This is a genomic window from Plantactinospora sp. KLBMP9567, from assembly GCF_033446045.1.
Taxonomy (GTDB): domain Bacteria; phylum Actinomycetota; class Actinomycetes; order Mycobacteriales; family Micromonosporaceae; genus Plantactinospora.
In genome coordinates this window covers 64,178-76,591 of the sequence record NZ_JAWQRR010000037.1, presented here as the reverse complement: position 1 = coordinate 76,591, position 12,414 = coordinate 64,178, and the positions used below count along the sequence as shown (strand labels likewise).

Genomic DNA, 12,414 nt, shown 5'->3' with positions numbered 1-12,414 from the left:
TTCTGGTCGGATCGGGCGGGAACGCGGGCCGGCCGGCGGCGCGGCTCAGACCACCAGCCGGCGGCGGAACGCCGAGTGCGCCAGCCACCAGCCGACGGCGGCCCAGGCGGCGAGGTAGAGCAGGTGACCGGGGACCGACCAGGCCGGCGCGACGCCGAGGGTGGCGGCCCGACACAGGTCCACCCCGTGCCAGAGCGGTGACGCGTACGCCAGCCAGCGCAGCACCACCGGCAGCGACTCGACCGGGAAGAACACTCCGGCGAAGAGGGTCATCGGGATCACCGCGAACCGGAACAGCAGCGCCAGATAGCTGTCGCTGCGCACCGAGGAGCTGTAGGCGAAGACCGGCGCGGCCACCGCCGCCCCGATCAGCGCCACCAGCGGCAGCGTGGCCAGCGCCCACGGCGAGTGCAGCGCGCCGAACGCCGCCGCCACGAGCAGGAACGCGAGGCTGCTGGTGAGCACCCGGAACAGTACGAAGCCGAGCTGCCCGCCGAGGATGTCGGCGACCCGCAGCGGCGTCGCCGCCTGTGCGAAGTAGATCTTGATCCACTCGAAGTTGCCGAGCACCGGCCAGGTCGACTCGCCGATCGCGACCTGGAGCGCGGTCGAGGCGATCAACCCCGGCACGAGGAAGTCCAGGTATGGCACCCCGGCCACCGGGGCGTCGACGTACGCCCCGACGCCCACCCCGAAGCCGACCATGGTGAGCAGCGGCAGCAGGAACGACGAGAAGACGCCGGCCCGCCAGGTGCGGCGGTAGGCGACGAGGTTGTATTCGAGCACGGCCAGCGCGGGGAACCGCCCGACCAGTCCGGACCGGGAGTGGGTGGCCGCCGTGCCTTCCAGAAGCGCCATCTCAGTCCACCAGCGTCCGGCCGGTGAGATGCAGGAAGACGTCCTCCAGGCTGCTGCGCCGGACCAGCACGCTGGCCGGGGTCAGCGCCCGGGCGTGCACCTCGGCCACCGCACTGTCGCCGTCGGTGACGTAGAGCAGGATCCGGTCCGGCAGCACCTCGATCCGCTCGGCGAGCCCGTCCAGCTTGCCCGCGAAGGACTCCTGGGTCTCACCGGCGAAGCGCAGCTCGACCACCTCGCGGGTCGAGTAGCGCTCGATCAGCGCGCGCGGCGAGCCCTCGGCGACGATCCGGCCGCCGTCCATCACCACCAGCCGGTCGCAGAGCTGCTCGGCCTCGTCCATGTAGTGGGTGGTCAGCACCAGCGTGACCCCCTGCTGCTTGAGCCGGAAAAGCCGCTCCCAGACCAGGTGCCGGGCCTGCGGGTCCAGCCCGGTGGTCGGCTCGTCGAGCAACACGATGTCGGGCTCGTTGACCAGCGCGCGGGCGATGGTCAACCGCCGCTTCATGCCGCCGGAGAGCGGCTCCACCTTGCTGCCCGCCCGCTCGGTGAGCTGCACGAAGTCGAGCAGCTCGGCGGCGCGCTCCCGGGCCACCCGGCGCGGGATGCCGAAGTAGCGCGCATAGGTGGTCAGGTTTTCCCGGACGGTCAGCTCGGGGTCGAGGTTGTCCAACTGCGGGCAGACGCCGAGTCGGGCCCGGATCGCCGGCCCGTCCCGCCGGGGATCCATCCCCATGATCTGCAACTCGCCCCCGGTCGGCGGCGAGACACAGCCGACCATCCGCATGGTCGAGCTCTTGCCGGCGCCGTTGGGCCCGAGGAAACCGAACGCCTCCCCCGCCCGCACGTCGACGTCGATCCCATCGACGGCGGTGAAATCCCCGAACCGCTTGACCAGCCCTCGCGCCTGGATGAGAACCCCGTCCTTAGCCACGGGCTCGACCATAACCGCCGGGTCCGACACGTCCTACCGAGTTTCCGCCTCGGCACCGCCCAGGTCAGCCCGGCCACCAGCCCGGGCCCGCCCCGGCTCGGATCACCGACGACAGCCGGCCGCTCGACAGCCAGCCCGCTCGACAACCAACCCGCTCCACGGCCAGCCCGCTCCACGGCCGGTCCGGCGATGGCCGGGACGGGCGGGCGGCTCAGAGGTCCGGGTCGGTACCGGACCGGGCCGCCGCCACCAGCCGGTCGGTCTCGGCCAGCACGGCGGGGTCGTCGACCGGCGTACCGGGGTCGTAGCGGACCGTCCAGGTCAGGCCGTCGACGCCGCGCACCTGCCGGGCGGCGATCCGCAGACCTCCGTCGGGCAGCCGGTGGTGTGCCGTGTACGCCACCGACCGGGTCACCCGGGCCCGCACCTGGTGCGGCACGTCACCCGGATCGAGCAGCAGGTACGTGCGTACCGTCCCGTCGGCCACCACCCGGTAGTCGGCCCGCTCCTCGACCAGCTCGGCCGGGGTGACCGCCAGGTCCCGACCCGACCAGACCGCCTTGTGCACATCGTGCCAGCCCAGCCGGGCGGCCTCGGCCGGCAGCCAGAGCCCGCGGTCGGTGACCACCACGATCTCCTCGCCGTCGGCCACCCGGGCCCAGTCGAGCACCCGCTCGCCGGGCTCCAGCCGGGGACGCTGGTCGGCCGGCAGCTTCCGCCCGCGACGGAACAGGTTGAACGCCTCCACCGGCTACAGCCCCCCCATCGCCTGCTCACGCAGGGCTCGCGCGTGCTGCTCCAGGGAGAGCAGCTCCCCGAAGAGCGCGAAGTACTCGTCCTTGTTGGCGGTCGGATTGACCCGCTGCACCTTCGACTTCAGGTCCCGGATCCGGCTGGTCACCGAGCCCCACTCCAGCCGGGCCAGGGTGATCGAGACGTACCGGGGATCGGGCTCGGTGTCGAGTCGCAGCGGCTCCACTGCCAGCTCGCCGACCAGCGCGGCCGCGGCCAGGTCGCCGCAGGCGTCCCGGACCCGCTCGATCCAGACCGCGCCGGTGGCCGCCGCCGCCGCGCCGCCGGCCGCCCCGATCGCCGCCCGCACCGCCCGGTGTACGGGATGCAGGTAGACCTCCGCCGCGAGCGCGTCGAACATCGGGCCGGCCAGCACCGGCACCTGGAGGGCGAGCTTGAGCGCCTCCCGCTCGACCAGCGACTGCGGGTTGTCCAAGACCGGCTCGACCACCGGCCGCTGCGACGGGGGCGGCCCGGCGCCGTTGCCCCGGCGCGACTGCCCGGTCCCCTGCTGCGCGGCGGCGTTCAGTACCGCCCGCTGCACCGGCTCGATCTCCATGCCGAGGTCGCCGGCCAGCTTGCGGACGTACTCCGGGCGCTTCTCCCGGTCCTTGAGCTTGGCCACCAGCGGCGCCGCCCGGCGCATCGCCTCCACCCGGCCGTCGACGGTGTCCAGGTCGTACCGGTTGAGTACCTGGCGCAGCGCGAAGTCGACCAGCGGCTCGCGGCGGGCGACCAGGTCGCGCACCGCCAGGTCGCCCTTTGCCAGCCGCAGCTCGCAGGGGTCCATGTTGTCCGGGCTGATCGCGATGAAGGTACGCCCGACGAACCGCTGGTCGTCCTCGAAGGCCCGCAGCGCCGCCTTCTGCCCGGCGGCGTCGCCGTCGAAGGTGAAGATGATCTCGCCCGCCACCGCGTCGGTGTCCATCAGCAGCCGGCGGAGCACCGAGATGTGGTCCACGCCGAACGCCGTGCCGCAGGTTGCCACCGCGGTCGGTACCCCGGCCAGGTGGCACGCCATCACGTCGGTGTAGCCCTCGACGATCACCGCCCGCCCCTGCCGGGCGATCTCCCGTTTCGCCTGGGAGATGCCGTAGAGCACGTGCGACTTCTTGTAGATCGGCGTCTCGGGGGTGTTCAGGTATTTCGGGCCGTCGTCGTCGGCGAAGAGCTTGCGGGCGCCGAAACCGATCACGTCGCCGGTCAGGTCCTTGATCGGCCACAACAGCCGGCGCCGGAACCGGTCGATCAGCGAGCCGGAGCGCGCCTCCCGGGCCAGCCCGGCGGTGACCAGTTCCTGGCCGGTGAAGCCCTTCTGCCGCAGGTGCTTGGTGAGCAGGTCCCAGGCGTCCGGTGCGAAGCCGCAGCCGTACGTCTGGGCCGCCGTACGGTCGAAGCCGCGCTGGGCCAGGAACTCCCGGGCCGGCCGGGCCCCGGCGGTGCCGAGCTGACCGGCGTAGAACTCGGCGGCGGCGGCGTGCGCGGCGACCAGGCGCTGCTTCTGCCCCTGCTGCGGCCGGACCGGCGCGGGCCCGGCCTCGATGTAGCGCAGTTGGATGTTGGCCCGGTCGGCGAGGCGTTCGACGGACTCGACGAAGGTCAGGTGCTCGGCGTCCATCAGGAACTTGATGGCGTCGCCGCCGGCCCCACACCCGTGACAGTTGCCGGTGAGAATGTTGTCTTCCAGCACGAACGCATGGGTGCCCTCGACCACCGGGCAGAAGACCTCCTCTACCTCGCCGTGGTCCTCGACCCGCTCGACGGTCCAGCCCCGGCGCTCGTACGCCTTGCGATGGGCGAGGAACCGCTCCCGGTGGGCGGAGATCAGGAAGAAGTCCTCCGGCAGGTCCGAACCCATCAGCGTCAGCCGGTACACCGGCCCGGTGTAGCCCAGCTCGCCGTTCGGCCGGAGGTAGTCCTTGAAGCCGGTGCGGATGTACTCCCGGATCCCGTAGCTGCCAACGCCGATCCGGGTGCAGAGGTCGCGGACGAACTCCAGGTGTGTGCGTGAGGTCGAGTTGAGCGAGATGCAGCCGTCGGCGGCGACGTCCCCGTCCGCCGCGAAGTAGCCGGCCAGCCAGCCGAAGAGGTAGGACAGCGACTCGTCGAGCGGTGGCAGCTCCGTCTTGAAGTACGCCGGCAGGCCGGTCACCGTCAACCCGTTGTCCCGCTGGTAGGTGTGGCTGAGCGGGAACCACTTGAGCAGTTCCGCGTCCTTGCCGCCGTAGAGCAGGGCCACACTGCCGCCGTTGAGTAGAGTCCCGTCGCCGAAGACGACGCCCCGGGCGATCCCGTACGGGGACGGGCGCAGTTCGTGGCCACCGTCACGGGTGGTCAGCGACCGTGGGTAGATGTAGGCCAGCCGGTCACCTGTCCGCAACTGTTCCGTCACCCGCTCCAGGTGCCGCTTGCGGTCTCGCCCCGCCCGGACGAACCAGCGGTGGTTCGCCGTCGCCCGGATCACCTTTTTCTGCCCGTTTCGGCTCAGGTGCACCCGCAGGACGGGCTGCTCGCCGAACGAGTGAAAGGGCGCCTCGACCCACCGCCCCCCGGTGGTCAGCACCGAGTGGCTGCCACCGGCCAGGTCCCTGATCTCCCGTACGCCGGACCGGGTCAGCACCCGAGTGTCGCCGCCAAAACAGAAGTAAACATTTCGGGCGGGGGCCACGGTGAACGACGGAGTCTTCTCGTCGTGGAACGGGCAGAGTCCCTTGAGGTTGCCGCCGCCGGCCGACTTGAGCGTGACGGTCTCGGAGATGATGTCGGCGATCGAGGTGCGCTCCCGTACCAGCGCGATGTCCTCGTCGCGGATCCGCCCGGCCACCGCCTCACCCCCTCCGGCCTACATCCTGCCCTGCCGGGCGGACCTGACCGGCGAAGGGGGTGGCGGTGCGAGGCGCGGTTCAGCCGACCGTTGCCGATTCCTCGGCCTCGACCTGCCGGTTCCAGTCCGGCTTGGCGGAGCGCCAGCTCTCGTCGTCGTCGCCGCGCCGCCAGTAGCCGGAGATGGAGAGCAGGTCCTTCGGCACCCGGAGTTCGCCGCGAAGCATCGGGCGCAGCTCGCGGACGAAGTACGCCTCACCGTGCACGAAGGCGTGCACCTCGCCGGGCGGGAAGGTGGCCGCGCGTACCGCCTCGACCAGGGCTTCACCGACGACCCGGCCGGCACGGTGCACCCAGACGATCTGGGCTTCCGCCTCGGTGGCGAGGTGCTGTTCCTCGGCCGGGCCGTCGACCTCGACGAATACCCGGGCCGGGACGCCCTGCGGCAGCCGCTCCAGCGCGGCACCGATCGCCGGCAGAGCGCTCTCGTCGCCGACCAGCAGGTGCCAGTCGGCCGCCGGGTCCGGGGCGTACCCGCCGCCGGGCCCCCGGAACATCACCCGGTCCCCGGGCCGGGCGCCGGCGGCCCACGGGCCGGCCAGCCCCTCGTCGCCGTGGTAGACGAAGTCCAGGGTCAGCTCCCGGGCCGCCGCGTCCCAGGCGCGCACGGTGTAGGTGCGCAGCCGGGGCCACTGGTCGCGGGGCAGCTCGCGCTTGACCAGGTCGAGGTCGAGCGGCACCGGATAGTCGACCCCGGCCGACGGAAAGATCAACTTCACGTAGTGGTCGGTGTAGGTGTCGGCCGTGAACCCGGCCAGCCCGTCCCCGCCGAGCACCACGCGGATCATGTGCGGCGTGAGCCATGCCGTGCGGAGTACGGTGGCGTACCTGATCCCGGTCCCGTTCGAACTTTCCGCCATTAGTTTAGGCTAGCCTAAGTCACCGAACTCCGGGTGCCCGGGGCCGCCGATCCGCCGATCGGGGACGTAGGCTGGCGGCACGGATCACCCCCTGACCGGCCGGTCGCCGACCATCGGCCCGCCCGCGGGGGCGGCCACTCGTCTGGGGAGAGGTCATGGGGCAGGGCGTACACGTGCAGGAGCTGCCGGGCATCGGCAAGCGGTACGACATCGATCTTGGGCACGGCGGTACCCGCGTCTCGGTGGTGGTACGCCGGGACGGCACCCGCGACCTCTACGTCTTCACCTCCCGCTCCGACGAGCCCACCGCGGTCGTCGAACTCTCCGAGGAGCAGTCCCGCAAGGTCGGCGCCGTACTCGGCGGGACCTTCTTCGCCTGACGTCCTCCGGCCGACCTCCATCCGCCCTTCACCTGATGCCGCCCGGCTGACCTCCGCCCGCCCTTCGCCTGACGCCCTTCGCCTGACGTCACCGGGTTCCCCGCCCGACACGACGCCACCCGATTGGAGACCCCATGCACGCCGATCTGATCGGGTTCGGCGCGATCGTGCTGGTCGCCGGCCTGCTGGCCCGGGCGGGCCGCCGGGTCGGCCTGCCCAGCGTGCCGTTCTTCATGCTGACCGGAATCCTGCTCGGGCCGGCCACCCCCGGCCCGGTGCTGGTCGAGCATCCCGAGGACCTGGCCCTGCTCGCCGCCATCGGCCTGGTGCTGCTGCTGTTCAACCTCGGGGTCGAGTTCCCGGTGCGGCAGGTGTTCGGCAGCGGAAAGCGGCTCTTCATCGCCGCCGGCTGCTCGATCGGACTGAACGTCGGGGTCGGGCTCGCGCTCGGCTTCACCCTCGGCTGGGGCACCCCCGAGGCCTTCGTGATCGCCGGGGCGCTCGGCATCTCGTCCTCGGCGATCGCCACCAAGCTGCTCATCGAGCTGCGCCGGCTGGCCAACGCCGAGACGCCGATCATCCTCGGCATCATCGTGATCGAGGACCTCTTCCTCGCCTTCTACCTGGCCCTGCTCTCCCCGATCCTGGCCGGCGCCTCCTCCCCGGGCGAGATCGCCCTGCACATCGGGATGAGCTTCGGCTACCTGCTGCTGCTGGTCGCGGTGGCGAGGTGGGGCTCCCGGGCGGTCGGCTGGCTGATCGGCAGTCACGAGGACGAACTGCTCGCCATCGGGATGGTCGGGCTGGTGGTGCTGGTCGCCGGGCTGTCGGCCGAGGTCGGCGTCTCCGACGCGATCGGCGCGCTCATGATCGGCCTCGTCGTCGCCCGGACCGCCGTACGGGAACGGGTGGAGCGACTGGTCCTGCCGCTGCGGGACGTCTTCGCCGCCGTCTTCTTCGTCGCCTTCGGGTTGAGCATCGACGTCGGGGCGTTCGGCTCGGTGGCCGTACCGGTGGCGATCGCGGTCGCGGTGACGATCGTGGTGAACGTCAGCGCCGGCCTGATCACCGGCTCGCTCTTCGGGTTCAACCAGCGCGGCGCGGCCAACGTCGGGCTGACCGTGCTGGGCCGGGGCGAGTTCTCGCTGATCCTGGCCACCCTGGCGCTGGGCGCCGGGCTCGACGACCGGATCGGACCGTTCGTCGCGCTGTACGTCCTGATCCTCGCGGTACTCAGCCCGATGTTCGCGGCGCAGTCCCGGTACCTGGCCCGGGTCATCCCGGACCAGCTCCTCCGGTCCCGCTGGCGCTACGTCCGCGAGGAGACCATGAGCACGGCCTGCACCCACCTGGACCGGATCCAGATCACCGAGACCGACGGGGAGATCTGCCGGGAGTGCGCCGACGCCGGTGAGGACTGGGTGCACCTGCGGATGTGCCTGACCTGCGGCGCGGTCGGCTGCTGCGACGACTCGCCGGGCCGGCACGCGACCGCGCACTTCTCCGAGACCGGGCACCCGCTGATCCGCTCGATCGAGCCACGCGAGGACTGGCAGTACTGCTACGTCGACGGCGCGCTGGTCCGCGAGCCGATCGGCCCCCGGGAACCGGTCGAGTCCTGACCCACCCCCGCCGCCGGCTCGGCGGGAGAACGCGTCAGGGGTTGGCCTCGGCCGGCAGCAGGTGACTCACCTGCGGTACCCCCTCGGCGTGTGCCAGCGCCCGCAGCTCGGCGGCCTGGTCTGCCTTGGTCAGCCGGCCGCCGTGCTGGCGCAGGTGCTCGTCCCAGGAGGGCAGCTCGTAGACCTCCACGAAGAGGTCCGCCGACTCGCCCTCCCGGAACAGGCCCCAGCGCGACGCACCGGTACGCTGCCGGGCCGCCCGGACCTCCTCCATCGCGGCAACGAACCGCTCCCGCTGCTCCTCCCGGACCGTGTACGTCAGCACCACCATCACCGGCCCGACGCTCGGGTCCGGCTCGTGCACCAGCTCGAGGTCGGGCCAGTGCGTCGCGGGGTCCCGCTCCACGGCGCGCAGGTCCGGCAGCGGCCACATCTTCACGGTCAGCGCGCCGAGGACCATCAGCAGCCCGGCGGCGACGTACGCGAGGACCAGGCTCGCCGCGTCGGCGACGATGCCCCAGGCGAGGGCGCCGACAGCTTGTCCACCGGCGAACACCACCTGGTAGACGGCGAGGCCGCGGGCGCGTACCCAGCCGGGGAGGAAGAGCTGGATCTCGGCGTTTACGTTGGAGAGCACCGTCACCCAGGCCAGACCGGCCGGCACCAGCGCGACCAGCACGACCGCCTCCATCGGAACCAGCGCCACCACCAGCATGGCCGCCCCGTAGATCAGCCCGGCGGCCAGCAGGAAGAGGTTCGGCGAGAGCTTCGCCCGGACCCAGGGCAGCACCAGCCCGCCGGCCACCGCCCCGACGCCGAGCGCGGCCAGCAGTACACCGTACCCGCCGGCGCCGAGCCCGAGCCGCTGGTTGGCGATCAGCGGCAGCAGCGCCCAGAGCGCGCTACCGGGTACCAGGAAGAGCAGCGCCCGGAGCAGCAGCCGCTGCACGATCGGCGAGTGCCGGACGTACCGGCCGCCGGCCCGGAGCGCCGCGGTGAACCGTTCCGGCACCTCGACCGAGCGGGAATTCCCGGCCTGCCAGCGGATCAGGGTGAGCGCGAAGAAGAGGAAGGCCAGCGTGTTGAGGGCAAAGACCAGCGGTACGCCGGTCCGGGCGATCAGCAGGCCGGCGACCGCCGGGCCGACCGAACGGGCCACGTTCACGCTGATCGAGCCGAGCCCGGAGGCGGACTGCAACAGGTTGCGCGGCACCAGGTCGGGGATGACCGCGGCCCAGGCCGGCAGGGTGAGCGCCTGCCCGACGCCGAAGGCGAAGGTGAGGGTGAGCAGCAGCGCCGGTGGCATCCGCCCGGTCGCGGTGAGCAGGGTCAGTGCCACCCCCACCGCGACGATGAAGAACTGCACGGCGATCAGCAGCCGCCGCCGGTCGAGGGTGTCGGCCAGGGCACCGGCCGGCAGTGCGAGCAGCAGGATCGGCAGGGTACTGGCGGTCTGCACCAGGGAGACCAGGGTGGAGGCGTTCCGTTCGTCGATCAGCAGCCACTGGGCGCCGACGGTCTGCATCCAGGTGCCGATGTTGGCGACCAGCATCGCCACCCAGAGGCTGCGGTAGGTCGCCACCCGCAGTGGCGCCCACGCCGAGGGTGGTGGCTCGGCGGACGCCGGCCCGGCGCTGACCATCGCCCCGGGTTACCAACGTCCGTCGGCGCGGAGCACCCTCTGCCCCGAGACGTACAGGTCGTCGGCGCCGAGCAGCAGCAGCCGGACGACCTCGGTCGCCACCTGCTCGGGCTTTGCGAAGATCGTGTCGAGGAAGTCTGCGCCGACCCGTTCCTGGAGCTTGGTGGGCATCGGGCCGGGATGGATCTCCATCACCTTGATGCTGTTCGTGCCCTGCGCCTCGGCCAGCGACTCGACCAGGCTGGTGCCGAAGCTCTTCGTGGCCCGATAGAGCGGGATGCCGGGACGGGGCACGTCGGTGGCGAGCGCGCTGACGTAGACGATGTTGCCGTACCCCTGTTCGCGCATCCGGAGCAGCGCCTCGTGCATCAGGTACGCCGTACCCAGCACGTTCACCTCGATCGCCCGGCGGATCACCTCCGGGGAGAGTTCCTCCAGCTTTCCGCCGGCCCACATCGCCGCGCAGTGTGCCAGTCCGTCGATCGAGCCGTACCGGGCGACGACCTCCGCCAGGGCGTCCCGGACCTGCTCGCTCCGGGACATGTCGCAGACGATGCCGTCGCAACCCAGTTCGTCACGGCTCCGGGACACCTCGTCGGAGACGTTGCCGAGGATCACGACCCGGTGGTCGGCGGCGAGGATCCGGGCGACCTCTTTGCCGAGCCCGCTGGTGCCGCCGTCCACCACGAATGTCCTGGCATCCATGCCCACTCCAGTTACTCGTCGACGACGCGGTCCTATCAAGGAGCGTTCCACCTGCGGCGCGGGCGTGCGGCCATGATCGGGTAATCGGCGGCGATCTCCGCCCCGGAACCGGGCTCGGCAGGGATCGCCCGGCTGGTCAGCAGGGATCGCCCGGCTGGTCGAGCTTGGCGGAGTCGAGGAACGCGGTCAGCAGGCGGGCGAGTTGCCGCCGCTGGGGGCCGCCCAGCCCGCCGAAGATGCGGTCGCTGATCTCGGCCTGAAGTGCGCCGAGCCGCTCCGCCTGGGCCGTGCCCGCCTCCGTGAGCCGCAGCCGGAAGGCGCGCCGGTCGGCCGGGTCGACGACCCGTACCGCCAGTCCCTCGGACTCCAGCGCGTCGGTGATCGGGGTGAGCGCGCGGGCGGTGACCCCGAGCTGCGCGGCGAGGTCGCCCATCCGGCTGCTCGGGGCGGCGACCAGGGCGAGCAGCAGCCGGACCCGGGCGGCCGAGAGACGCGACTCGGCGAACTGGGCCTGCCCGAGCCGGGAGAAGGTACGCCAGGCGCTGCCGAGCAACTGCCCGAGGCGTACGGCATCGTCGTCGGCCGGCGGTTCGGCTCGGCTTGACATCGGTGTCCCTTCCGGAAACACTTCCCGCAGTAATAGTGAACTAGGAAATCATCACCTCGTTCACTATTACCGTACCCGGAGATCTCCCCGGGACGGCGGAGCGCAGCCGTGGCCACCAGCCCCACCCCCGACGACGACCGACGGATCATCCTGGTCACCGGCGCGACCGGCAACCAGGGCGGCGCGGTGGTCGACGCGCTGCTCGACGACGGCGGCTGGGCGGTCCGCGCCCTGACCCGCGATCCCGCCGGAGCGCGTGCCCGAGCCCTCGCGGCCCGCGGCGTCGACGTCCGCGCCGGTAACCTGGCCGACGCCGGCTCGCTGCGCCCCGCGCTGGCCGGCGTGCACGGCGTGTTCGGGGTGCAGAACTCGCGCACCGCCGGCCCGGAGGGCGAGGTCCGGCAGGGCCGGACCCTGATCGACGCGGCGGTCGCGGCCGGCGTGCGGCACCTGGTCCAGACCTCGGTGGGCGGGGTCGATCGGGTACGCGGCATCCCGCACTTCGACACCAAGTGGCGGATCGAACAGCACCTCCGGGACACCTCGCTGGACTGGACCATCCTTCGGCCGACCACCTTCTCACCGAGGTCTTCACGATGCGCGGCGCCAGCATCGGGCTGAGCGTGATGCTGGCCGCGCTCGGCTCCGACAAGCCGCTGCAGATGGTCGCCGTACCCGACATCGGGGTCTTCGCCCGACTGGCCTTCACCCATCCCGAGGCGTACGTGGGCCGGGCCGTCGAACTCGCCGGTGACGAGCTGACCGTGCCACGGATCGCCGAGACGCTGCGCGGTTCCGGTCGCCGGGTCCGGCTGACCCGGCCACCGAAGGCCCTGCTCCGGCTGATGGGGCCGGAGGCCCGGATGCTGTTCTGGTTCGGCGAATCCGGCTACGCGGCCGACATCACGGCGCTCCGTCGGGAGCACCCGCGCCTGCTGACCCTCCGGCAGTGGCTCGACCTGCCGGGCCGGCGTGCCGCAGCGCGCCGGGTCGGCTGATGGCAGTTCCGGCCGCCGGCCGGACCGAAGACCCCACCGAGCGGGGCTGGCGGGCATCCGCCCGGCTCGATGCGACAGCCCGCTGTCATCTGGGGTTTCGCGACGGTGCTTGCCCCGTTAATCCGGGGGTCCC

The 12,414-nt window shown here is 72.0% G+C and carries 12 protein-coding genes; 4 read left to right on the top strand and 8 right to left on the bottom strand.

Translation table 11 applies throughout. From position 1 onward, the window contains the following. Positions 1-45: 45 nt before the first annotated feature. The 5 genes from R6Y94_RS26920 to R6Y94_RS26890 all read right to left on the bottom strand — a co-directional run bounded on the left by R6Y94_RS26920 (position 46) and on the right by R6Y94_RS26890 (position 6,327). Positions 46-849, bottom strand: coding sequence for an ABC transporter permease (locus tag R6Y94_RS26920; RefSeq protein ID WP_412102895.1), 804 nt, complete (start codon positions 847-849; stop codon positions 46-48). Positions 850-859: 10 nt separating this feature from the next. After that, positions 860-1,792 (bottom strand): ABC transporter ATP-binding protein, encoded by a 933-nt coding sequence (locus tag R6Y94_RS26915; RefSeq protein WP_318398645.1) that lies wholly within the window; start codon positions 1,790-1,792, stop codon positions 860-862. A gap of 211 nt (positions 1,793-2,003) precedes the next feature. After that, a complete protein-coding gene (locus R6Y94_RS26910; protein WP_318398644.1) occupies positions 2,004-2,540 on the bottom strand; it encodes a hypothetical protein in 537 nt (178 codons plus the stop codon). A 3-nt stretch (positions 2,541-2,543) separates the two neighbouring features. After that, on the bottom strand, positions 2,544-5,408 hold the full coding sequence (dnaG, locus tag R6Y94_RS26905) for a DNA primase (RefSeq protein ID WP_412102892.1): 2,865 nt from the start codon (positions 5,406-5,408) through the stop codon (positions 2,544-2,546). A gap of 79 nt (positions 5,409-5,487) precedes the next feature. After that, entirely contained in the window at positions 5,488-6,327 is an 840-nt protein-coding gene (locus R6Y94_RS26890) for a siderophore-interacting protein (protein WP_318398643.1), read from the bottom strand. A 155-nt stretch (positions 6,328-6,482) separates the two neighbouring features. Between R6Y94_RS26890 and R6Y94_RS26885 the strand changes: the two genes are divergently transcribed. Together R6Y94_RS26885 and R6Y94_RS26880 are read left to right on the top strand one after the other, a co-directional pair. After that, a complete protein-coding gene (locus tag R6Y94_RS26885; protein ID WP_107263243.1) occupies positions 6,483-6,707 on the top strand; it encodes a potassium transporter TrkA in 225 nt (74 codons plus the stop codon). A gap of 134 nt (positions 6,708-6,841) precedes the next feature. After that, entirely contained in the window at positions 6,842-8,329 is a 1,488-nt protein-coding gene (locus tag R6Y94_RS26880; protein ID WP_318398642.1) for a cation:proton antiporter, read from the top strand. Between the two features lie 34 nt (positions 8,330-8,363). Here the strand turns inward: R6Y94_RS26880 and R6Y94_RS26875 are convergent, their stop codons facing one another. From R6Y94_RS26875 to R6Y94_RS26865, 3 genes are all read right to left on the bottom strand, one after another. Further along, positions 8,364-9,971 carry an MFS transporter gene (locus tag R6Y94_RS26875; protein ID WP_318398641.1) on the bottom strand — a complete coding sequence of 536 codons (1,608 nt, stop codon included), beginning with the start codon at positions 9,969-9,971 and terminating at the stop codon, positions 8,364-8,366. 9 nt (positions 9,972-9,980) lie between these two features. Next, the gene (locus tag R6Y94_RS26870; protein WP_318398640.1) at positions 9,981-10,676 is read right to left on the bottom strand and encodes an SDR family oxidoreductase; all 696 of its coding nucleotides are present in this window, start codon (positions 10,674-10,676) and stop codon (positions 9,981-9,983) included. A gap of 136 nt (positions 10,677-10,812) precedes the next feature. Next, positions 10,813-11,283 carry a MarR family winged helix-turn-helix transcriptional regulator gene (locus R6Y94_RS26865; RefSeq protein WP_318398639.1) on the bottom strand — a complete coding sequence of 157 codons (471 nt, stop codon included), beginning with the start codon at positions 11,281-11,283 and terminating at the stop codon, positions 10,813-10,815. A 108-nt stretch (positions 11,284-11,391) separates the two neighbouring features. Here R6Y94_RS26865 and R6Y94_RS26860 point away from each other — a divergent pair, with 108 nt between their 5' ends. Further along, entirely contained in the window at positions 11,392-11,904 is a 513-nt protein-coding gene (locus R6Y94_RS26860; protein ID WP_318398638.1) for an NmrA family NAD(P)-binding protein, read from the top strand. Beyond that, positions 11,880-12,281 carry an NmrA family NAD(P)-binding protein gene (locus R6Y94_RS26855; protein ID WP_318398637.1) on the top strand — a complete coding sequence of 134 codons (402 nt, stop codon included), beginning with the start codon at positions 11,880-11,882 and terminating at the stop codon, positions 12,279-12,281. Before R6Y94_RS26860 ends, R6Y94_RS26855 begins: the two co-directional genes overlap by 25 nt. Positions 12,282-12,414: the final 133 nt, after the last annotated feature.

Bases quoted from the DNA above. Each gene is read 5' to 3' on its own strand.
- R6Y94_RS26890 (WP_318398643.1), bottom strand. From the start codon at position 6,327: ATGGCGGAAAGTTCGAACGGGACCGGGATCAGGTACGCCACCGTACTC.
- R6Y94_RS26885 (WP_107263243.1), top strand. From the start codon at position 6,483: ATGGGGCAGGGCGTACACGTGCAGGAGCTGCCGGGCATCGGCAAGCGG.
- R6Y94_RS26880 (WP_318398642.1), top strand. From the start codon at position 6,842: ATGCACGCCGATCTGATCGGGTTCGGCGCGATCGTGCTGGTCGCCGGC.
- R6Y94_RS26875 (WP_318398641.1), bottom strand. From the start codon at position 9,971: ATGGTCAGCGCCGGGCCGGCGTCCGCCGAGCCACCACCCTCGGCGTGG.
- R6Y94_RS26870 (WP_318398640.1), bottom strand. From the start codon at position 10,676: ATGGATGCCAGGACATTCGTGGTGGACGGCGGCACCAGCGGGCTCGGC.
- R6Y94_RS26865 (WP_318398639.1), bottom strand. From the start codon at position 11,283: ATGTCAAGCCGAGCCGAACCGCCGGCCGACGACGATGCCGTACGCCTC.
- R6Y94_RS26855 (WP_318398637.1), top strand. From the start codon at position 11,880: ATGCGCGGCGCCAGCATCGGGCTGAGCGTGATGCTGGCCGCGCTCGGC.